This window comes from Gilliamella apicola (genome assembly GCF_000599985.1).
GTDB classification, from domain to species: domain Bacteria; phylum Pseudomonadota; class Gammaproteobacteria; order Enterobacterales; family Orbaceae; genus Gilliamella; species Gilliamella apicola.
This window is the reverse complement of record NZ_CP007445.1, coordinates 2,578,879-2,599,444: the sequence shown is the minus strand read 5'-3', so window position 1 is coordinate 2,599,444 and position 20,566 is coordinate 2,578,879. Positions and strand designations below refer to the sequence as shown.

Genomic DNA, 20,566 nt, shown 5'->3' with positions numbered 1-20,566 from the left:
AAACAAACTATTTTTTTGTATGTTTTGATAATGATTAATTAAATCAGATGGGTAACTACTTGTAAAAAATTGCTTTCTTGGCTATATTCTAAAGAGTAGTAAATTTTTTGAGGAATCAAATATGCCCGAGTCATTTTCGCATATTAATCAGCGTGGTGATGCTCATATGGTCGATGTTTCAAACAAACAACTAACAATGCGACAAGCAAGTGCTGAATCATTAGTTTTAATGAATACTAAAACACTTGATATGATTATCGAAGGTAAACATCATAAAGGTGATGTTTTTGCGACAGCAAGAATTGCTGGTATTCAAGCTGCAAAAAAAACTTGGGATATTATACCTCTATGCCATCCGCTTTTGCTCAGTAAAATTGAAATTAACATTGAAGCTGATCGCATAAAAAGTTGTATTCGAATTCAAGCTAACTGTCAATTAAATGGGCAGACAGGTGTTGAAATGGAGGCTATGGTAGCGGCTTCAGTTGCTGCTTTAACTATTTATGATATGTGTAAGGCTGTGCAAAAGGATATGGTTATTACACAAGTAAGATTATTAACTAAGAGTGGTGGTAAGTCAGGAGACTTTATTGCCAAAGAAATAAATGAATAAAATTATATTTTTTGCTCAAATTAGAGAGTTAGTTGAAACTGATAGTATTATCTTAGATGCTAATCAAGTTTCTATTTTGGAATTGCTCGAACAGCTCAGTAAACGTGGCGATAGGTGGGCTTTAGCATTCAAAGAAAGAGTTATTTTATGTGCCGTGAACCAAGTATTGGTTGATTCTAATTATATTATTCAAGCTGGTGATGAAATTGCCTTTTTCCCTCCTGTAACAGGTGGTTAAAATTATGGATATTATTAAAGTAAATGAAGAGTCAATTGATAACAATCAGTTAATTAATTGGCTTTCAGTATTACCTCAAGATGGTGCTATTGTCACTTTTATGGGTAAAGTTCGTTGCTCTGGTGAACAGACACTAAGCCTTTATTTAGAACATTATGCAGGAATGACAGAGAAAGTATTAGCTAATATAATTGCTCATGCTCGAAAAAGATGGCAATTAAGTCGAGTTGCGGTTATTCACCGAATTGGGGAAATCAATGTTAATGAGCAGATCGTATTTGTTGGCGTAAGTAGTGCTCATCGTGCAGATTCATTTGCAGCAGCCGAATTTATAATGGATATTTTAAAAAATGAGGCACCATTATGGAAGAAAGAACGAACCATTAACAGTGATAAGTGGGTTGAAGCAAAAAAAACTGACATAGATGCATTGAAAAAATGGAATTAATCCTTATATAGGATATAATACATTAGATTGTGTGGTATTTTTATGAGAGGTAAGGAATGGCAAGTTTTTCGTCTAATGGTTTGATTAATGAACAAGCTGGTAGTCGTGTACAAACATATATGAGTCATGTGTATGGCTGGATGACTGTTGGTTTATTACTAACTGCTTTAGTCGCTTGGTTTGCATCAAGTAATATGGCGCTGATAGAGTTATTATCTAAAGGTATGTGGGTATTATTAATAGCGGAACTGGCATTAGTTTTCGTTATTTCTGGTATGATTAATCGTCTTTCTGGTGCTGCCGCAACGACATTATTTATGCTTTATTCGGTTTTAAATGGTTGTACCTTTTCAATCTATTTTAAAATTTATACTTCATCGTCAATAGCAAGTGTATTTTTTATTACCGCAGGTATGTTTGGAGCTTTGGCTTTTTACGGTTATACTACAAAGAGAGATTTGTCTGGCTTCGGTCGTTTCTTATTTATGGGTTTAATTGGATTAGTTATTGCGTCATTAGTGAATATGTTTGCGAATAGCGATCCATTGATGTGGGCTGTTACCTATATTGGTGTATTTGTTTTTGCCGGATTAACTGCCTACGATACACAAAAATTGAAAGAATTAGGTGACGGTTTACCTCAAGATGATCAGAATATATTCAGACGTTTTGTTATTATAGGCGCATTACAACTTTATCTTGATTTTATCAATTTATTTATTATGTTATTAAGAATTTTTGCCGATCGACGATAATTGTTTGAATCTAGAAAAAGGGCTCAATTAGAGCCCTTTTTGTTAATATTTTATTAGTATTTATCTAGATAATGCTAACTTTGTTAAAAAGTTTCAGGAAAGCCCTACGTTTCAGTATAAAATACTGTAAGATTCTTTTGATGTTAAGTGAATGGATTACCTAATAGTGAATACTATGAAAAAATTATACTGTTTTATTTTAATAAATATTCTTATTTCATCTTTTATTGCAGTACGTTTCTTTCTGGTTCCTGATGTATCGTTTTCTTGGCTTGGTAGCACATTTTCAGCGTTTGCTGTTCTTGGACATTTTTTTTCATTATATATATTACTTTTTTTACTTTCTATACCAACACTATGGTTAAGAAAATATTTATGTTATGCTATTCTTGCTATTTTGTTCAGTTTTATTCAAATAACATTATATGTTGATACAATTGTTTTCCAACAATATCGATTTCACATTAATGAATCTGTTTTATCAATGGTATTATCTGGTCAAGTTGTCGATTTTTCTGCAACAACATATCTGTTAATGCTATTACTTATGGTGGCTTCATTTTGCACTGAATATCTTATTATCTATCTTATTGATTTCCAAGTATCAAAACCACATAGAAAATCGAAGATAATTTTATTATCCACACTGTTATTGGCTGCTTCTTTATTTATCAGCCAGTTTGGACATATGGTTGCTTTTTATTATGCTTATTCTCCCATAATGGTAGTAAAAGAGTATATTCCACTCTATCGTCCATTTACTTCTAAAAAAATAATGAGTTTTTTTGATAAGCAAGGAGAGCGAAAAGTCGTTTATGATAAGGATTATATCAATGCAACTATTGATTATCCTAAAAATCGGCTAGTAATTAACCCAGAAAATAAAAAACTTAAAAACATAATGTTTATTGTTTTAGATTCATGGCGATATGATACTTTTAGTAATGAAATCTCCCCAAATACTTTTCATTTTGTAAAGAATAATAATGGTGTGATCTTTAATAATCATTATTCGACAGGTAATGCAACTCGCACAGGTATTTTTGGACTTTTTTATGGTATTCCGGGTACTTACTGGGATTCATTTTTACGTGCTAGTATTCCGTCTCTATTTATTACAACTTTACAGAAAGAAAATTATAATATTGGCGTCTTTACTTCAGCTAAAGTTACTGCACCTGAATTTGATCGAACTGCGTTTGTTACTATTGAAAATTTAAGAATCAGTAGTAAAGATGGCTCAGCCTCTAAAAGAGATAAACAAATCACTGACGATTGGTTATCATGGTATAAATCTCGAGATATTTCAAGACCTACGTTTTCTTTTTTGTTTTATGATGCGCCTCATGCATATGATTTCCCAGATGGGTTTTCAGTTAAGTTCAAACCTATTGGAGATCTTAACTATATGACATTGAACAATGATACGGACCCTTTACCAATTTTTAATCGCTATAAACAAAGTGTCTATTACGATGATTATTTATTACAAAATATCTATGATGAACTTATTAAATCAGGCTCTTTAAATGATACATTGTTAATAATAACGGGTGATCATAGTCAAGAAATGAATGATAATAAACTAGGTTTTTGGGGGCATAATGGTAATTATACTGATGCACAAACTAAAGTACCTTTTATTATTGTTGGCGCGACAGAATTAAGTAATTTGATAAATAACAGTAATAAATTAACTAACCATGAAGATGTTGTTCCATCTCTAATGAAAAATTATTTATATGTAGAAAATGATATAAGAGATTATTCTACAGGATACGACTTATTTAAACCCATAACTGATCGTAACTGGTTATTAATGTCTAACTACAGTTCTTATGCAGTTAGAACGCCAGATAATATCTATTTTGTTAATAGAATTGGTATTAGTCGTTATATGGATCTACATAATCGTGAGGCTAATGAATCGCCAAATTACCAATATATTCAAGATGCAATGAAAAATATGAGTTATTTTTTCAATCAAAGAAAAAGTGATTAATAGTTAGACTGGAATAATATAGCAATAAACTAAAAATTCTATCCGCCATGAATATGGCGGATTATATTATGAATTAACGAATATCAGCACAATTTAAGCAATAAATATAACGATTTTGAGTGTCGTTAAAGTTATTCCATAAAGACATATGTTGTTTTAACTGTTTTGCTTCGGGAAGATGTTCAAAGAATATCTCCGCTGTTGATTGAGGTAACATAGCTATCATATCTGAATATAATGCATTAAACCAATTTACTTCAGGTTTTGGCCAGTCAATTTTATAATCAGTTAAATCTGCTAATGTTGCAGCTATTTCAACGGCATCATCAAAATCACCTAATTTATCAACGAGTCCTATTTTTTCTGCTTCTGATCCTAACCAGACTTGACCTTGTCCGATTTTATCTACTTGTTCTGTAGTCATTTTTCGCGCTTTTGCTACTAGGGAAATAAATGTTTGATAACCATTATTGATGTTCATTTGAATTAATTGGTTAGTTTCTTCAGGCAAGTTTTTAGCTAAATTATTGCCTGCCAATGGTGATGTACTTACTCCATCACTATAAACACCAACATGAGATAAAGAATTTTCAAATGTTGGAATAATACCAAAGATACCAATAGAGCCTGTAATTGTGTTTGGACTTGCAACAATATAATCTGATTGAGTAGAGATCCAATATCCACCTGATGCAGCCATTCCTCCCATAGAAACAACTACAGGAATTTGATAACTACGTAAAGCTTCTAATTCACTACGAATCGCTTCAGATGCATCAACACTACCCCCAGGGCTATTTACTCGTAACACTACGGCTTGTATATTATTTTTATCTAGGTTCTTACGAATTTCTTTAAGTTGCTGAACAATGTCTTGGCTTCCTGCTACATCACTACTACTTTCACTATTATTGAGAGTACCATTGACAAAGACAACAGCGATAAGTGGAGTACTGTTCTGATTATCATCAATTAACTGTTTATTTTCTGATTTGAGTTGATAGTCGTAAATGCTAATTTCATGTTGATCAGCGAATTCCAATTCATACTGATGACTTGAAGTAATAACATCAACTAAGCCATTAGATAAAGCATATTGAGCCATATTACCATTAGCAGTTCTTAATTCTGATAACATTGTTTCAGGCGCAGGTACTAATTGTGAATTGGCTTTTTTTCGTTGTGTTGAGATATCATTAAGGTAATTATCCCACATATGAGTTAACCAACGAGTTGTATTATTTCTCGCATCTTCCGACATGTCATCACGAATAAATGGCTCAATTGCAGATTTATAAGTTCCTACTCTAAAAACATGCGTATTAATTTTTAAATTATCAAGTAGGGTTTTATAGTATAAATTGTTAGCAGCTAATCCATATACATTGACTGAACCAAGAGGTGTTAGATAGATTTTATTGGCATAACTCGCTAAATAATATTGGCTTTGATTAAAAGTTGTGCCAAAAGCATAAATTGTTTTTTTAGCTTCTTTAAATTTGGTTAAATACTTACCCACATATTGTAAAGAGCTCATATCGGCACCAACAAAATTATCTAACTTTAAAACGATGCTTTTAATATTTGGATCTTTGGTTGCTTGAGCAATTTTTTGAGTTAATACGAACAAACTATTTTCGCGAGACGTATTGATTTTTTTACCATAAATTTTGCTTTGTAGAGCATAGATTTCATCACTGTAATTCGTGTTATCGACAATAACACCTTCAAGATCTAAAACCAATGAACCATATTGAGGAACTATATCTTGTTTTTTTGCTTCATTTATTAAGCCAATACCACCGAAGATAAGCAGAATAATTACTAAGAATATCAAATTAAGAAGTGTTTCTCTTATTACATTAATCACTTTCCAAATACATTTTATGACAGATAATGCAGACATAATAATTAGTCCTTGTTAACAATAACTTTAGTTTTTCGTTTCAATATTACGTTTTTTAAAATATTTTTTATCTTCAAATCGTAAACATGTCAGTTTTCCACCCCAACAACATCCTGTATCAAGGGCATAAACATTTTCTGGCGTACCTTTACCATTTAATGCAGCCCAATGTCCAAAAGCTATACTATATTGTTCGGGTATTTTACTTGGCAATAAAAACCAAGGTTTAAGTTTCATTGGTGCTTGCTCAGGAGATTTTTTAAAATAAAAATCTAACCGCCCATCTTCATAACAAAAACGCATCCGTGTTAGTGCATTGGCAATATAACGTAAGCGATCTAATCCTTGTAATTCTGATGACCATTCATCAGGAAAGTTACCATACATTTTATCTAAAAATAGGGGATATGAATCACTAGATAACATAACGTTCAAATCATGAGCACATTTCTTTAGTAATTCAAGATCCCATTGTGGTGAAACGCCTGCATGAGTCATGATCAATTTTAATGATTCATCAATTTGAACTAATGGCTGTTTACGTAACCAGTTCATAAGTTCATCATAGTCGGGAGCATTGATGATTTCGTCTAAATTATCTTTCTTTTTAGCAAGTGTAACACCTGCATATATTGATAATAAATGTAAATCATGATTCCCCAAAACCATACGAATTTTTTGACTGTGCTGCTTAACAAATCGTAAAACATCTAACGATTTAGGTCCACGGGCAACAAGATCCCCTGTTAACCATAAAGTATCTGAAGATGTGAATTTTGCTTTTTCAAGTAATCGCATAAATTCATCATAACAACCATGAATATCACCAATGAGTAAATTTGCCATATGTTATTTCCATGTATTTGCAAGTTGGCAATATTGTTGAACGGTTATATTTTCAGCACGTAAATTTGGATCAATATTGAGTTCTACTAATTGTTCGACTGTAAACATATTGCTTAAACTATTACGAATCGTTTTTCGGCGTTGATTAAATGCTTCAGTTGTTACACGAGAAAGTATTTTGACATCATTTACTTGATAAGGTTTTTCTTTATATGGAATCAACTTTACAACCGCAGAGTCAACTTTTGGTGCTGGTTTAAATGATGTTGGAGGTACTTCCAATACTGGAATGATTTGGCAAAAATATTGTGCCATCACACTTAATCTACCATAATCTTTGCTATTAGGTGCCGCGACAAGTCGAGTTACTACTTCTTTTTGTAACATAAAGTGCATATCAGTAATGATATTGGCATATTCAAATAAATGGAACATTAACGGTGTAGAGATATTATAAGGTAAGTTACCAAATACTCTCAATGGTTTACCTAATTGTTGCTTTAACTCATTAAAGTCAAATGTCAGAGCATCTTGTTCGATAACAGTTAATTTATTATTTAATAGAGAATTATCCATCAATCTACTGGCTAAATCTCTATCAATTTCTACAACTGTTAAATGGTCAACATATTTACTTACTGGTACAGTTAATGCAGCAAGTCCAGGACCAATTTCTACTAAAGCTTGATCTGCTTTAGGTTGTATAGCTGCAACTATGCTTTCAATAATATAGTCATCATGTAAAAAGTTTTGTCCGAATCGTTTACGGGCAAAATGCCCCTGATGTACACGATTATTCATGCTTATCTTCACCTGTAATATTAATATAGGCATCGCCTTTTAATTCTTGAATCCATACTTGAGCTTCTTCACTAAATTTACGGTTAAATATTAATCGGTAAGCCCGATCTTGTTTAACTGCATTTGTTCCATCAGTTTGTTTGGTATCGAGTAGTTGAATCAAATGCCAACCGAAAGATGATTTAACAGGTTGGCTGATCTCACCTTTTTTTAACTGAACGAGAGCATTTCTAAATCCACTGTCATAGACATCTGGGCGACTCCAACCTAAATTTCCTCCATTTTCGGCTGAGCCGGGATCTTCTGAATTAGCCTTTGCAGCTGCTTCAAAACTTATTGCTCCACTGGTTATTGATTTGCGAATATCATTCAATTTTTGTTTAGCTATTTGGTCTGTCACCAATACATTTGTTTTAATTAAAATATGACGAGCATTCATTTCTTCAATAGTATATTTTTGAGGAGCTTCTGTACGAGTATCATCGACTTTCAAAATATGTAATCCAACGCCAGAACGAATTGGACCAATAATACTGCCTTTCGGTGCTCTAATAAGCCGTTCTTCAAAAATAGTTGGTAGTTCGTTAAGTTTATTCCAACCCATATCACCACCTTTTAAAGCGTAATCGTCATTTGAATATGTCGCTGCTAATTTTGCAAAACTTTCACCTTTTTGTGCCCGATTTATAATATCATTTGCTTTGTTAATTGCAGTATCAATTTGTTGTTTAGACGCTTTTTCTGGTACAGATATTAGAATATGACTAATTTTCACATCTTTATTGTTGGCTGGTTGTTCAGAAAGATTTTTAGTTAAAGTTTCAACTTCTTTTTCTGAAATTTTAATTCTAGGTCTAACTTCATTCATTCTGGTTTGTTCGATCAACATATCATTATGAATTCGTTCTCGATAATTGCTATAACTAATACCCATTATCGAAAGTTTACTTCTGAGTTCATCAATCGTCATACCGTTTTGCGCTGCAATTCTGGCGATAGCATTGGTGACTTCATCATCATTGATTGTGATTTTGGCTTTTGCTGCTTTTTGTAAAATTAAGTTCTCAATAATTAAGCGATCCAGAATTTGTTCTCTTAATACTTTATCATTAGGTAGATTGCTCGCATCTGTACTAGCTTTAATTGTTTTTAACATGTTGTTAATATCACTTTCCAAAATGACATTATTATTAACTACTGCAGCTACTCGTTCGATAACCTTAGGTGCGGCAACTGTTGATAATGGAGTAAGTAGTCCTATAGTTAAACTTAAATTTAAAGTAATCAATAGTTTTGATAGTTTCATATTTGTGCTACTCATATTGTTTGTTACAGTATACATATTACTGTATTAAATTAATTAGTTATCATAAGTAAAATTAATATATTCATTAAAATGTTGTTGTGTATGGAAGTTTACCAAAGTTTAACATTTTTGCTTTCGCATCTCGGTTACGCCCTAAACCTTGTAATTCAAAATTAACCGAGAGTTTATTTTCGTATTTACTACTTCGCGTAATTGAGTCCCAATCTGTTAACTTTCGTCCATATTGTACGGTCATTCCCCAGCAACAATCACTGTAATGTAAACCTATTGAACTATCGACCGTTTGCCCTAAGTTAACGTCGTAATAATATGAACCAACAGTATTAATCGTTTGTGACAATGGCCATGCCGTAACGAATCCAGCTTGTGATATATCCTGTTTATAATTCTTATATAAAGAATTTAAATCAACCATATTGATATAATTATGATTAGCATAACGATAAGATAGCTGTAATAATTTTTCACTTGATGGACGATACTCAAATATTGCATTAGCTAGAGATACGGTATCAATTCGAGTATCATACTGTATACCACTTCTGAAAATCATATCATCAGTGATCCGCCAAAAATTATCTGAAGCCCAAGTGATACTACCAGTATCCGAATTTTCATCTAATCCAGTATTATGTTCACTGGTTTTTGATTTAGCAAAGTAAGTAATCTGTCCTATGGATAAATTAAACTTTTCAACTTTATTGTTATCGTAAAAACGAGTTGTTACTCCTGTGGCTATATTATTAGCGGAAGCAATTCTATCTAACCCGCTGTACGGGTGATCTCTAAATAGACCTACATAATCAAATTGTAATAATGTGGAATCATAAGTGCCTATATTAGATTGATTTCGGTATGGAATATATATATATTTTACGCGAGGTTCTAATGTCTGGGTATAGCCATCAATGAAGTTGAAGTCACGTTCAAATATAATTTTACCGTCAATACTAAATCTTGGTATAAAGCGGTTAACTTTTTTATCTAACTGTTTATACCTATCAATGCTTTTTTTGATATTATCTTGACTATAATGGGTTGCCATTATACCGGCTGATGTAGTTAATATTGTCCAAGAATTAGTTAAAGTATAATTAATTGATGGTTCAATATGAGTACGCCATGCTTTAGGATTATTCTTTCCGGAGCTTATAAAATGAGATACTTGGGAAAATGTTTTAAATTTTAACGGGCCAAAATCATAATTATAATAATTAATATTTAGTTGTGGTTGAGTTTGATACAATGAATCTTTCACACCATCTTGAAATGCTTGAAAGTGTTTATAGCCCAAAGTAATATCCCAGTTTGGATCATTATAGCCCAGTTTATAAAACTGAGTGAGATATCCTGCTGTTTGGGATGCATATCTAGAATCTAAATCTGCTAAATATTGATTATCACTTACACGTGTCGAATCAACCGTAAAACGCCAATTGTAATTGATTAATTCATCGTTTTTCCAATAGAATAACCAGCGATGGCGATTGTCATCATAGTTATTACCGTTTAATAATCTATCCCTATCTTCGCTATATTTGGCATCATGTTGTAACCAATCGAATGCAAGCGTACCCAAACCAAGTTCATTTAAATAACGGAATTCAGTTTGCAATTGAATACCTCGACGTTGCAATACCCTTGGCGTGAATGTTGCATCATAATTAGGTGCAATATTCCAATAAATAGGTAAAGCAAAATCAATGCCACTAACACTGTTATAACTCATATTAGGAATTAATAAACCAGAGCGACGCTTATTGCCAGTGGGTAATTGTAAGTAAGGAGAATAGAGTACAGGTACTTTACCAATACGAAATACCGCATTCCATACTTCAAGTAATTGTTCTTCATTATCGTGAATAATTGTTGAACCTTTAATACTCCAAGTACTGTCATCAACAGGACACGAGGTAAAACTGCCATTTTTTAAAATAACCAATCGATTTTTTTCAAGTTTCATCTCATCCGCATCACCGCGACCAAGTCGATCGACAAGGTGATACTCACCTGGACTAATTTGAGTATCGTTATTATTAAGATTCATTGATGCATTATTGCCTTTTATATTGATCAAATTGTCTTGATAATTGATGTTGCCTTGTAAGATCGCCATACGGTTGTTTTTATTAGTTGAGTCAATTGTGACTTTATTGGCTTGTATTGTCCGGTTCCCTTGTTCTATTGAAACATCACCTTGATAAATGGCTGTATTTGGATAAATGGCTTCAAATTGATTCGCCTCGGCATTAATAGGCAATGTGTTAATATCGCCTTGAACTAATGGTCGATCAAATTTTGGAACATTGGCAAGACATTGTGGATTATTGCTTTCAGCTTTAGGTAGACCTATAGCGTAACAGCTATTAGACAATGAAAGGGTAACGGTAATTGCAATAAATGACGGCGTTAATTTTTTCATCAATGATTAAAGGTAGTTATGATTATTATATGATAAGCATTATAACGGTTATTTACAAAAGTGCGAATGAAAAATTAATGTTTGGCTCTGCGCTTATTTGTTTTACTCAATTGTTTAACCATTGCTATTCTTTTGTCAACAGAAGTATGCTGAAATTCATCCCACCATTTAGCTAGAACTAAAAGTTCACCCTTTTCAATGGATGCACGCATTTCTAATAAGTCATAAGCTGCACGGAATTTAGGATGTTCCAAAATTGCAAATGCACGTTTGCCTTCACGTTTTTTCATTCGTAATTGTAAACGCCAGATATCTCCCATTATTGTTGTCAATCTTTTAGGAATTGCAATAATTCGGCATTGTTCACTTAGCACATCATTAATAGCCATTGAAAATGCATCATGAAATAATAAACCACTTTCAACACAAGTTAATTGTGTCTGTTCAATAATTGGATACCAAAAAAAAGCAGCAAATAAAAATGCTGGATTAACACGTTGCTTATTAGTTATGCGGTAATCAGTATTTTTTAAAACTTGCTCAATCATTTTTTCTAAATAGCTATTATTATTTTGAGTAAATAGCCGTTCAATGACAGGAAATAGCTGCTCAAAAAGATGATATTTTCTTAATAATAAATAAGTGTTATAACCATTGCCTGATTGTAATAATTTTAGCGATTCATCAAAAAGTCTTGCTGACGGAATATTTTTTAACAAAGGTGCAAGATGTTTAATTGGTTCAGAGGTTGATGGCTCAATTTGCATATCAAGTTTAGCGGCAAAACGAATCGTTCTTAACATCCTAACTGGATCTTCTCGATAACGAACTTTTGGATCACCAATTAAACGAATGATTCCATTTTGTAAATCTTTTAAGCCACCACAATAATCACGTAATGTAAAATCTTTTATACTATAATAAAAAGCGTTCATTGTGAAATCACGACGAACGGCATCTTGTTCAATTGTTCCGTATACATTATCACGCAGTAACATTCCCGATTGGGAACGTTTGGCGATATTGTTTTGTTCATCTTGGTTGCTGTGTTCACCACGAAAGGTTGCTACTTCAATAATCTCTTTACCAAACATAATGTGCGCAAGGCGAAACCTTTTGCCAACTAAACGACAATTGCGAAATGTTTTTTGCACTTGTTCTGGTGTTGCATTGGTTGCGATATCGAAATCTTTAGGTGTTTTACCAAGTAAAAGATCACGAATACACCCACCAACTAAATAAGCTTCATACCCTTGTTTGTTTAATCTATAAAGAACTTTTAACGCATTTTCACTAATATTTTTACGGGAAATATTGTGTTCATTGCGAGAAATGGAAACATATCGAGATTCTTTTGGGTCTTCAATGTGAAACATTTTACGGTAAAAGCGAGAGACATGTTTTAAAATAGCGCACCTCTGAAAGTGTATTTACTCAAGTGATATTGCGCGCGATTATATCTCAATTACTTATAACTTTCCATTTTTCTTCATTTATCAACGTTAACTATAGTAAAATTAAATACTTTAGGATTTTAGTTTAATATTCTATTTAAATTTTTAAACATAATTATCAATAATAGCACTTTATATAGTACAATTAGCAATATTGCTTTAAAAGCACATTATCTATTTACATGTATTTTATGTGTAATTTTACTATCTAATTATGATTAACTAACCTATATTCAAAGATTTTTAATTTATTGTAGAAAATCGTTTGTATAAATAACATGATAAATATTTAAGTTATATTTTTAATATGTTAATTTTTCAAAGCAGAATTAACCAATAAAAATCGTTTGAGTATACACTATTAACTGATAACTTATTTTGGGGACATTATGAATATTCGTGATTTGGAATATTTTGTTTCGTTAGCTGAATTTCGTCATTTTCGTAAAGCTGCTGATGCTTGCAATGTGAGTCAACCAACTTTAAGTGGACAAATCAGAAAATTGGAAGATGAACTAGGTGTAATGTTACTAGAACGTACTAGTCGCAAAGTTTTATTTACTCAGACAGGAATGATGCTGGTTGAACAAGCTAAAGAGATATTACGTAATATTCAGATCCTTAAAGAGATGGCTAGTCGCCAAGGAGAAGAGATGTCTGGTCCGATGCATATTGGTTTAATACCAACCATTGCTCCTTATTTATTACCACATGTAATAACAGTACTGCATGAATCTTTCCCTCAATTAGAGCTTTATTTACACGAAGCGCAGACAGCTAATATTGTGGCTCAACTTGAAAGTGGCAAGTTAGATTGTGCGATAATTGCACAAGTAAAAGAAACAGCGCAATTTATAGAACTACCGTTATTTAATGAGCCGATGTTTTTAGCTGTTCCAGCAAATAATGAGTTAGCAAATAAACAAACAGTTAAACTTTCTAATTTAAAAGGTCAAAAATTCTTAATGTTGGAAGATGGGCACTGTTTACGTGAACATGCTATGGGATATTGTTTTCAAGTAGGTATTGATGAAGATAAACAATTTAAAGCAACTAGTTTAGAAACCTTGCGTAGTATGATTTCTGCTGGTCGTGGCATAACCTTATTTCCTGAGCTAGCAGCCCCAAATGAAAGAATGCGAGATAATATTTGCTATATTCCATGTACTGACCCTGTCCCAGTACGTAGCATTGCTTTGATTTATAGACCTGGTTCACCTTTGCGTTCACGTTATGAAACAATTGCAAAAACGATTCGTGAACATATGCCAAAAGTATTTGCCGAAAAAGAACGTTTATTAGCGTCAACAAATTTAAAATGAAAAATATTAAAACAAATGGTGTACGAGCACAGCAAAAACAGAGAACTCGTCGATCATTAATTGATGCAGCTTTTAATCAATTGAATGCAGAGCAGGGTTTTGCTAGTTTGAGTTTACGTGAAGTCGCTCGGGAAGCGGGTATTGCTGCAACATCATTCTATCGACATTTTCGTGATATGGATGAATTAGGTTTAGCTATGGTTGACGAAAGTGGTTTAACTCTTCGCCAATTGTTACGACAAGCACGAAAACGTATTGAAAAAGGTGGTAGTGTGTTGCGTACTTCTGTAACAACATTTATTGAGTTCATAGATAAAAATCCCAAAGTTTTTTTACTATTACTTCGTGAAAAGGCTGGAACATCATCAGCCTTTCGTTCAGCTATCGCACGAGAAATTCAACATTTTATTGAAGAATTGGTTGATTATTTGGATAATGCTAATCAAATGCCTCATCATTATAACGTAGCACAAGCTGAAGCAATGGTAACCATTGCTTTTAATGCAGGAGCAGAAGCGATTGATTTTGATATCGTTCAACGTCAAAAATTAATCGAAGATCTTATTTTCCAGCTTCGAATGGTTTCTCGTGGTGCCTATTATCTTTATCACAAAGAATTAATTAAACAAGGAAAACGTTAATTACTAGTTTTTTATACTAAAACGTATAGTTAATCTGAAACTTTTTGACAAGAATTAAATCACTATTCTTTTTATTAATTTCCTAACATAATAAAATAAACTATTGATTAACAAGTTATAAAATTTATTATATCGTTAATTAAGTGTCATTGTTAAAGTTAAAAATAGTTGCATATTTAATAGGAATTAATTTAATGGTTAAACTCTACTTTTTGCTTAATTTTTTTATTTTGTTTTTACCATTTATCTGTTCTGCATCAGAAAATATTGGTTTTAAGAAAATTCATTATGATATACAAGATGGTAGGCCTATAGACATTGTTGTCTGGTATCCAACTAATAATAATCAACATCCAATAACTGTTGCAGAAAATGCTATTTTTTATGGTCATGAAGTTACTCTTGATGCTGAACCAAAAATCAGTACGACTAAATATCCATTAGCTTTGCTTTCACATGGTTATGGTGGAAGTTGGCAAAATCTAAGTTGGCTTGCTAATGAACTTGCTTTAAGAGGTTATATTGTTGCTGCTCCCAATCATCCAGGAACAACCATATTTGATCGTAATATTGAACAATCATCTAAACTATGGTTACGTCCGCAAGATTTAAGTAAAACAATTGATGCTTTAATTGGCAATCAAACATTTTCAAATATTGTTAATTTTAATCAGATTGCCGCTATAGGGCATTCTCTTGGTGGTTGGTCTGTAATAGCGCTTTCTGGCGCTAGATTTTCGACTAATTCCTTTAATCAGGATTGTAAGATACATTCTTATTTGAAAGGTTGTCATTTGCTATCTGAACTTGGTTTAGCAAATTCAGAGTTGAATAAAAGTATGTTAGACCCAAGAATAAAAGCTTTCATATCTTTAGATGCCGGTTTGACAAGAGGATTTACAATTGAAAGCTTGCAAGAAATTAAAATACCTTCTCTTATTATTGGTGCAGGTATTGATCTAGATGATACAAATGCTCAACTTGAATCGGGCTACCTTCAACAATTTTTAGCAAAGTCATCTTCCACTTATATTACTATTCCGGATGCAATGCATTTTAGTTTTATCCAAATATGTAAAACTAATGCAATAGAGATATTAAACCAAGAAAAACAAGGTGAAGGAATTATTTGTAAAGATGGAGGAATTCGCCAGAGAAGTGAAATACATAGTGAAATCACTCATCTTGTAGTTAACTTTTTGTCAGATATATTTTCAAATAATAAAAATTAATACTCAAAAAAACTGCGACAAAAGTCGCAGTTCATTTAGCATGTTTATAATAATCAACTATTATAAATTTTGTAATACTTTTTCAACACTATCTTTAGCATCACCAAATAGCATATAGCTATTTTCTTTAAAGAATAGTGGGTTTTGTACCCCAGCATAACCTGTATTCATTGAACGTTTAGAAATAATGACTGTTTTGGCTTTCCATACTTCTAAAACAGGCATACCTGCGATAGGGCTATTTGGATCTTCTTCAGCTGCTGGGTTAACAGTATCGTTAGCACCAATTACCCAAACAACATCAGTATCAGGGAAGTCATCATTAATTTCATCCATTTCTAATACAATATCGTAAGGTACTTTTGCTTCTGCTAATAATACATTCATATGACCCGGTAAACGGCCAGCAACAGGATGGATGCCAAATCTTACTTCAATATCCATTGCACGTAATTTCTCAGTAATATTGCTTACTGCACCTTGTGCTTGAGCTACAGCCATACCATAGCCTGGAACGATGATAACAGAACGAGCTTCTTTTAATGTTTGTGCAACTTCGGCAGGTTGCATTTCACGATACTCACCTTGTTCTTCATCAGATGAACTCGCGGCACTACCGTCGCTTCCAAATCCACCAGCGATAACACTGATAAATGAGCGATTCATTGCTTTACACATGATATAAGAAAGAATTGCCCCAGAAGAACCCACTAACGCACCTGTTACAATTAAAAGATCGTTTTGTAGCATAAAGCCTGCCGCTGCTGCCGCCCAACCAGAATAGGAATTAAGCATTGAGATAACTACAGGCATATCCGCACCACCAATTGATGCTACAAGGTGGAAACCAAACACTAGTGCAATAATTGTCATGATAAGTAAACAAACTAGGGCGCCTACACCGGTTTGTGCATTGATAAATGTAAACATCAAGATAACTGATACAACTATTGCCGCTAGATTGAGATAGTGTTTATTTGGGAGAGATAATGGTTTTGAACTAATTTTACCATTTAACTTTCCAAAGGCTACAATTGATCCTGAGAAGGTAACTGCGCCGATAAATACACCTACAAAAATTTCAACCAAATGAATTGTTACTTCATTTGCTGCAACCATGTGCGGATCTAAGAAGCTGTTTATTCCAACAAGAACGGCCGCCATACCCACAAAGCTATGTAACAAAGCAACCAATTCAGGCATTTGTGTCATTTCAACATTTTTTGCTAGGTACAAACCAATAGCGGCACCTATAATCATGGCAATAATGATCCAGTGTAGCCCACCATTTATGCTGGCAATTGCTGCGATAAGAGCTATTGCCATACCGATCATACCATAGATGTTTCCTGACTTGGCTGATTCTTGATTGGAAAGACCTCGTAAACTGAATATAAAAAGTAATGCAGCAATAACATAGGCTGCTTGAATAATTCCGTTACTTAACATTATTGATTCTCTCCTTTATTTGCCACGTTGGAACATTTTTAGCATTCTTTGGGTAACAAAGAATCCACCAAAAATATTGATACTAGCAATCAAAATAGCAATAAATGCAATTGCCGTAGTTAAGCCATTATCATCGCCGACTTGCAATATAGCCCCAACTAATATAATTCCGGAAATAGCATTCGTTACAGACATAAGTGGTGTATGTAGAGAATGGGTGACATTCCAAACTACGTAATATCCAACAACGCAAGATAGTGCAAATACAGTAAAATGTCCTAAGAAGCTTTCAGGCACTGAGTTTGCTAACCAGAAGTAAGCAAGAATAATTAACGCCAAAATCCCATATTTCTTCTGAGGATCCATTGGTTTTGGTTCTGGTTTTGCAATAGGTTCGGCTGCTTTTTTCTGAGGCTGAGCCGATACTTGAATTGGTGGTGCAGGCCAAGTGATTTCTTTATCTTTGACTACAGTTACGCCACGAATAACCACATCTTCAAAGTTAATATCAATGTTACCATCTTTTTCTTTAGCAAGCAGTTTTAATAAATTAACTATGTTAGTCCCGTAAAGTTGAGATGCTTGAGCTGGCATACGATTAGCTAAATCAGTATAGCCTACAATTTTAACATTATTATCTGTTTCAAATACTTCGCCAGGTTTAGTTAATTCACAGTTGCCTCCCGTTAAGGCTGCTAAATCAACGATAACGCTACCCGGTTTCATTGATTCAACCATCTCTTTCGAAATAAGTTTTGGTGCAGGTTTACCAGGGATTAAAGCTGTAGTAATAATGATATCTACGTCTTTTGCTTGTTCAGCAAATAATGCCATTTCAGCTTCAATAAAGGCAGCAGACATCTGTTTTGCATAGCCGTCACCAGAACCAGCTTCTTCTTCGAAATCTAATTCTAAAAAGTCAGCACCCATGCTATTAATTTGTTCTGCAACTTCTGGACGTGTATCAAATGCACGAACAATAGCACCTAAACTAACTGCTGCGCCAATTGCTGCAAGGCCTGCAACACCTGCACCAATTACCAAAACTTTTGCTGGCGGTACTTTACCTGCAGCTGTTACTTGCCCTGTAAAGAATCGACCGAATTGATTTGCTGCTTCAATAACAGATCGATAACCTGCAATATTAGACATTGAGCTTAATGCGTCAAGTGACTGAGCGCGTGAAATACGTGGAACACAGTCCATAGCCATTACAGTTATATTTTTAGCTGCAAGTTTTTCTAAAAGTTCTTGATGTTGGGCTGGATAAATATAACTAATGAGAGTTAATCCCTCTTTCATTAGTAAAATTTCTTCATCTGTTGGTGCATGAAATTTTAAAATAAGGTCATTTTGCCAAATATCATGATTATTTTGAATTGTTGCTCCAGCATCAATAAATGCTTGATCTTCAAAATGAGCAGCGTGCCCTGCACCTTGTTCGACAGAGACTGTAAATCCAAGTTTTAACAGTTGTCCAACTGTTTGGGGAGTTGCTGCAACTCTAGCTTCATTGGCTAACCGTTCTTTAGGTATACCGATATGCATTGCATTTCATCCTTATGTTAAAGTGAGTTGGTGATAGTGCTTTGATTCTAGCACAAAATAGCGTCATAGCGAGTAGGGAATTTATTTTTTATTATCGAAATTAAATTATTATTTTTTATGATAGCTTGGCGCACGTTTATCTTTTAAACAGAAAATAAAGTTGTTTGACTGATAACAATTAATAATAGGTTAGATAATAATGAAAATTAATGGTTTTTATTTATTTTATTATTTTTAGAGCAGTCGAACTCAAACATTTATAGTTCCGTTTGCTTCTGTTTTATCTCATAAGTTATGATTATTATCACTCTTTTTATGATTCAACAAAGTTATACTTTGAATGGCTCATTTAGAGGATTATCTTATGTTCTTAGAAGAAAGACGAAAAGCTATTTTAGCTTATTTAGATAAACATGAAAAAGGTAGTGTCCAATTTTTTTCAGAAATATTTAAAGTATCTAAAGAGACTATTAGAAAAGATCTCAATATGTTGGATCAACAATTATTAGTTATTCGTTGCTACGGTGGGGCTATGATTAAAAGGCACAGACTTGTAAGCAATATTACTGATAAAGAATGTATTACCTTATTAATGACAAGATATGAGAAACAAAAATTTAAAAAACGAGGAGACAGAATGAATGGAAATGTTTGTATTTTAGGTTCATTTAATGTTGATATTGTTGCGCAGGTGGCAAGATTTCCTAAAGGTGGCGAGTCTATTCTAGCTCAAAAAAGTATGCTTGGTCCAGGTGGAAAAGGAGCAAATCAAGCTCTTGCTGCAAGTCATGCTGATGCAAAAGTTCATTTTGTCGCAAAAGTTGGAACGGATCAATTTAGTCAATTTGCTCATGATCATCTCTCTTCATCAAAAATTAACTCGTTTACTTTGTATCAATCAGATAAAGAACCTACAGGCAATGCGGTTATTTATGTTTCTGAAGAGAATGGCGAAAATATGATTGCCATCTACCCTGGCGCTAATTTAACAATTACTGATAAAGAAATTGTAATGTTAGAAAGTTATCTTAAACAATCTGATATTCTATTAGTTCAACTTGAAAATAATATTGATGCTGTTTTAAATGCAATGAAATTAGCTAAAACTATAGGTGTTAAAGTTGTCCTTAACCCTGCTCCATATTCAAAAGATATTCAACAGTTATTACCTTATATCGACATTATTACTCCTAATGAAACTGAAGCAAGTTTAATGTCAGGAGTTGAGGTTAATGATTTCGATAGTGCCAAGCTTGCCGCAGAAAAAATATATTTATTGGGTATCCAAACAGTAATTATTACTTTAGGAAGTAAAGGCTCGCTTATATTTGATGGTAAACATCATCAACATATTAAGCCTTTCTTGGCTGTTCCTATTGATACTACTGGTGCTGGTGATGCTTTTAATGGTGCTTTTTGTGCCTCATTGGCTAAAGGAGAAACTCTCTATCAATCGGCAGTTTATGCTTCAGCTTTTGCATCTTTAGCGGTCGAACGTGAAGGTGCATCAAATATGCCATCCCATCAAAATGTACTTAAACGAATGGAAAATAAATAAATTT

The 20,566-nt window shown here is 33.1% G+C and carries 17 protein-coding genes; 9 read left to right on the top strand and 8 right to left on the bottom strand.

Annotated features, from left to right (window positions below; all coding sequences use genetic code 11):
• Positions 1-121 precede the first annotated feature (121 nt).
• From moaC to GAPWK_RS11615, 5 genes are all read left to right on the top strand, one after another.
• On the top strand, positions 122-613 hold the full coding sequence (moaC, locus tag GAPWK_RS11635; protein WP_025316398.1) for a cyclic pyranopterin monophosphate synthase MoaC: 492 nt from the start codon (positions 122-124) through the stop codon (positions 611-613).
• Positions 606-851 (top strand): molybdopterin synthase sulfur carrier subunit, encoded by a 246-nt coding sequence (moaD, locus tag GAPWK_RS11630; RefSeq protein ID WP_025316397.1) that lies wholly within the window; start codon positions 606-608, stop codon positions 849-851. Before moaC ends, moaD begins: the two co-directional genes overlap by 8 nt.
• A gap of 4 nt (positions 852-855) precedes the next feature.
• Positions 856-1,299: a molybdopterin synthase catalytic subunit MoaE gene (moaE, locus tag GAPWK_RS11625; RefSeq protein WP_110287296.1), complete on the top strand. Its 444-nt coding sequence runs from the start codon at positions 856-858 to the stop codon at positions 1,297-1,299.
• A 56-nt stretch (positions 1,300-1,355) separates the two neighbouring features.
• The gene (locus GAPWK_RS11620) at positions 1,356-2,054 is read left to right on the top strand and encodes a Bax inhibitor-1/YccA family protein (protein WP_025316395.1); all 699 of its coding nucleotides are present in this window, start codon (positions 1,356-1,358) and stop codon (positions 2,052-2,054) included.
• Positions 2,055-2,229: 175 nt separating this feature from the next.
• Positions 2,230-4,056, top strand: coding sequence for a sulfatase-like hydrolase/transferase (locus GAPWK_RS11615; protein ID WP_038517526.1), 1,827 nt, complete (start codon positions 2,230-2,232; stop codon positions 4,054-4,056).
• A gap of 73 nt (positions 4,057-4,129) precedes the next feature.
• Here the strand turns inward: GAPWK_RS11615 and sppA are convergent, their stop codons facing one another.
• The 6 genes from sppA to pcnB all read right to left on the bottom strand — a co-directional run bounded on the left by sppA (position 4,130) and on the right by pcnB (position 12,734).
• Positions 4,130-5,962 carry a signal peptide peptidase SppA gene (gene sppA, locus GAPWK_RS11610; protein ID WP_025316393.1) on the bottom strand — a complete coding sequence of 611 codons (1,833 nt, stop codon included), beginning with the start codon at positions 5,960-5,962 and terminating at the stop codon, positions 4,130-4,132.
• A gap of 27 nt (positions 5,963-5,989) precedes the next feature.
• Positions 5,990-6,808 carry a bis(5'-nucleosyl)-tetraphosphatase (symmetrical) ApaH gene (apaH, locus tag GAPWK_RS11605; protein ID WP_025316392.1) on the bottom strand — a complete coding sequence of 273 codons (819 nt, stop codon included), beginning with the start codon at positions 6,806-6,808 and terminating at the stop codon, positions 5,990-5,992.
• 3 nt (positions 6,809-6,811) lie between these two features.
• Complete coding sequence (rsmA, locus tag GAPWK_RS11600; protein ID WP_025316391.1) at positions 6,812-7,609, bottom strand: 16S rRNA (adenine(1518)-N(6)/adenine(1519)-N(6))-dimethyltransferase RsmA; 798 nt, start codon at positions 7,607-7,609, stop codon at positions 6,812-6,814.
• Positions 7,602-8,915 (bottom strand): peptidylprolyl isomerase SurA, encoded by a 1,314-nt coding sequence (gene surA / locus GAPWK_RS11595; protein WP_025316390.1) that lies wholly within the window; start codon positions 8,913-8,915, stop codon positions 7,602-7,604. The genes rsmA and surA overlap by 8 nt, the downstream gene beginning before the upstream one ends.
• An 85-nt stretch (positions 8,916-9,000) precedes the next feature.
• Positions 9,001-11,358: an LPS assembly protein LptD gene (gene lptD / locus GAPWK_RS11590; RefSeq protein ID WP_025316389.1), complete on the bottom strand. Its 2,358-nt coding sequence runs from the start codon at positions 11,356-11,358 to the stop codon at positions 9,001-9,003.
• A gap of 74 nt (positions 11,359-11,432) precedes the next feature.
• Positions 11,433-12,734 (bottom strand): polynucleotide adenylyltransferase PcnB, encoded by a 1,302-nt coding sequence (gene pcnB, locus GAPWK_RS11585; RefSeq protein WP_025316388.1) that lies wholly within the window; start codon positions 12,732-12,734, stop codon positions 11,433-11,435.
• 467 nt (positions 12,735-13,201) lie between these two features.
• Between pcnB and oxyR the strand changes: the two genes are divergently transcribed.
• The 3 genes from oxyR (at position 13,202) to GAPWK_RS11570 (ending at position 16,007) form a co-directional block, all read left to right on the top strand.
• Entirely contained in the window at positions 13,202-14,134 is a 933-nt protein-coding gene (oxyR, locus tag GAPWK_RS11580) for a DNA-binding transcriptional regulator OxyR (protein ID WP_025316387.1), read from the top strand.
• Positions 14,131-14,775, top strand: a complete 645-nt coding sequence (gene fabR, locus GAPWK_RS11575) for an HTH-type transcriptional repressor FabR (protein WP_038517523.1) — start codon at positions 14,131-14,133, stop codon at positions 14,773-14,775. The genes oxyR and fabR overlap by 4 nt, the downstream gene beginning before the upstream one ends.
• Positions 14,776-14,969: 194 nt before the next feature.
• Positions 14,970-16,007 carry an alpha/beta hydrolase family protein gene (locus tag GAPWK_RS11570; protein ID WP_025316385.1) on the top strand — a complete coding sequence of 346 codons (1,038 nt, stop codon included), beginning with the start codon at positions 14,970-14,972 and terminating at the stop codon, positions 16,005-16,007.
• A 60-nt stretch (positions 16,008-16,067) separates the two neighbouring features.
• Here GAPWK_RS11570 and pntB read toward each other — a convergent pair whose 3' ends face one another.
• Together pntB and pntA are read right to left on the bottom strand one after the other, a co-directional pair.
• Positions 16,068-17,456 (bottom strand): Re/Si-specific NAD(P)(+) transhydrogenase subunit beta, encoded by a 1,389-nt coding sequence (gene pntB, locus GAPWK_RS11565; protein ID WP_025316384.1) that lies wholly within the window; start codon positions 17,454-17,456, stop codon positions 16,068-16,070.
• Positions 17,457-17,471: 15 nt separating this feature from the next.
• Positions 17,472-19,004, bottom strand: coding sequence for a Re/Si-specific NAD(P)(+) transhydrogenase subunit alpha (gene pntA / locus GAPWK_RS11560; RefSeq protein ID WP_025316383.1), 1,533 nt, complete (start codon positions 19,002-19,004; stop codon positions 17,472-17,474).
• A gap of 364 nt (positions 19,005-19,368) precedes the next feature.
• Between pntA and rbsK the strand changes: the two genes are divergently transcribed.
• Positions 19,369-20,562, top strand: coding sequence for a ribokinase (gene rbsK / locus GAPWK_RS11555; RefSeq protein ID WP_025316382.1), 1,194 nt, complete (start codon positions 19,369-19,371; stop codon positions 20,560-20,562).
• Positions 20,563-20,566: the final 4 nt, after the last annotated feature.

What these genes read in the sequence shown, in the direction of transcription:
- moaC (WP_025316398.1), top strand. Translation starts at nt 122, where the DNA reads ATGCCCGAGTCATTTTCGCATATTAATCAGCGTGGTGATGCTCATATG.
- moaD (WP_025316397.1), top strand. Translation starts at nt 606, where the DNA reads ATGAATAAAATTATATTTTTTGCTCAAATTAGAGAGTTAGTTGAAACT.
- moaE (WP_110287296.1), top strand. Translation starts at nt 856, where the DNA reads ATGGATATTATTAAAGTAAATGAAGAGTCAATTGATAACAATCAGTTA.
- GAPWK_RS11620 (WP_025316395.1), top strand. Translation starts at nt 1,356, where the DNA reads ATGGCAAGTTTTTCGTCTAATGGTTTGATTAATGAACAAGCTGGTAGT.
- GAPWK_RS11615 (WP_038517526.1), top strand. Translation starts at nt 2,230, where the DNA reads ATGAAAAAATTATACTGTTTTATTTTAATAAATATTCTTATTTCATCT.
- sppA (WP_025316393.1), bottom strand. Translation starts at nt 5,962, where the DNA reads ATGTCTGCATTATCTGTCATAAAATGTATTTGGAAAGTGATTAATGTA.
- apaH (WP_025316392.1), bottom strand. Translation starts at nt 6,808, where the DNA reads ATGGCAAATTTACTCATTGGTGATATTCATGGTTGTTATGATGAATTT.
- rsmA (WP_025316391.1), bottom strand. Translation starts at nt 7,609, where the DNA reads ATGAATAATCGTGTACATCAGGGGCATTTTGCCCGTAAACGATTCGGA.
- surA (WP_025316390.1), bottom strand. Translation starts at nt 8,915, where the DNA reads ATGAAACTATCAAAACTATTGATTACTTTAAATTTAAGTTTAACTATA.
- lptD (WP_025316389.1), bottom strand. Translation starts at nt 11,358, where the DNA reads ATGAAAAAATTAACGCCGTCATTTATTGCAATTACCGTTACCCTTTCA.
- pcnB (WP_025316388.1), bottom strand. Translation starts at nt 12,734, where the DNA reads ATGTTTCACATTGAAGACCCAAAAGAATCTCGATATGTTTCCATTTCT.
- oxyR (WP_025316387.1), top strand. Translation starts at nt 13,202, where the DNA reads ATGAATATTCGTGATTTGGAATATTTTGTTTCGTTAGCTGAATTTCGT.
- fabR (WP_038517523.1), top strand. Translation starts at nt 14,131, where the DNA reads ATGAAAAATATTAAAACAAATGGTGTACGAGCACAGCAAAAACAGAGA.
- GAPWK_RS11570 (WP_025316385.1), top strand. Translation starts at nt 14,970, where the DNA reads ATGGTTAAACTCTACTTTTTGCTTAATTTTTTTATTTTGTTTTTACCA.
- pntB (WP_025316384.1), bottom strand. Translation starts at nt 17,456, where the DNA reads ATGTTAAGTAACGGAATTATTCAAGCAGCCTATGTTATTGCTGCATTA.
- pntA (WP_025316383.1), bottom strand. Translation starts at nt 19,004, where the DNA reads ATGCATATCGGTATACCTAAAGAACGGTTAGCCAATGAAGCTAGAGTT.
- rbsK (WP_025316382.1), top strand. Translation starts at nt 19,369, where the DNA reads ATGTTCTTAGAAGAAAGACGAAAAGCTATTTTAGCTTATTTAGATAAA.